This is a genomic window from Mammaliicoccus sp. A-M4, assembly GCF_022386955.1.
In the GTDB taxonomy this organism is placed as follows: Bacteria; Bacillota; Bacilli; order Staphylococcales; family Staphylococcaceae; genus Mammaliicoccus; species Mammaliicoccus lentus.
In genome coordinates, this window is record NZ_JAJNHH010000038.1 from 1 (window position 1) to 452 (window position 452).

Here is a 452-nt window from a genome sequence, read left to right on the forward strand (position 1 = left end):
CGGGGTGGCGGAACTGGCAGACGCACAGGACTTAAAATCCTGCGATAAGTGATTATCGTACCGGTTCGATTCCGGTCCTCGGCACCATTTTTAGCGCCCGTAGCTCAATTGGATAGAGCGTTTGACTACGGATCAAGAGGCTAGGGGTTCGACTCCTCTCGGGCGCGCCATTATTAATAACGGGAAGTAGCTCAGCTTGGTAGAGCACTTGGTTTGGGACCAAGGGGTCGCAGGTTCGAATCCTGTCTTCCCGACTTCTATTAAATATTTTGGGGGCTTAGCTCAGATGGGAGAGCGCCTGCTTTGCACGCAGGAGGTCAGCGGTTCGATCCCGCTAGTCTCCACCATTTATAAAATAGATAATGAACATTGAAAACTGAATGACAATATGTCAACGTTAATTCCAATAATTGAGTACTGAAAGTACTTCAAAGAGTGATTGGCTTAACCAA

At 47.8% G+C, this 452-nt stretch carries 3 tRNA genes; all 3 read left to right on the forward strand.

Annotation, left to right across the window (positions count from 1 at the left end):
* Positions 1–93 precede the first annotated feature (93 nt).
* The 3 genes from LQ682_RS14040 (at position 94) to LQ682_RS14050 (ending at position 347) form a co-directional block, all read left to right on the forward strand.
* A tRNA-Arg gene (locus LQ682_RS14040) sits at positions 94–170 on the forward strand.
* A 10-nt stretch (positions 171–180) separates the two neighbouring features.
* Positions 181–254 (forward strand) — tRNA-Pro (locus tag LQ682_RS14045).
* Positions 255–271: 17 nt separating this feature from the next.
* Positions 272–347, forward strand: a tRNA-Ala gene (locus tag LQ682_RS14050).
* Positions 348–452: the final 105 nt, after the last annotated feature.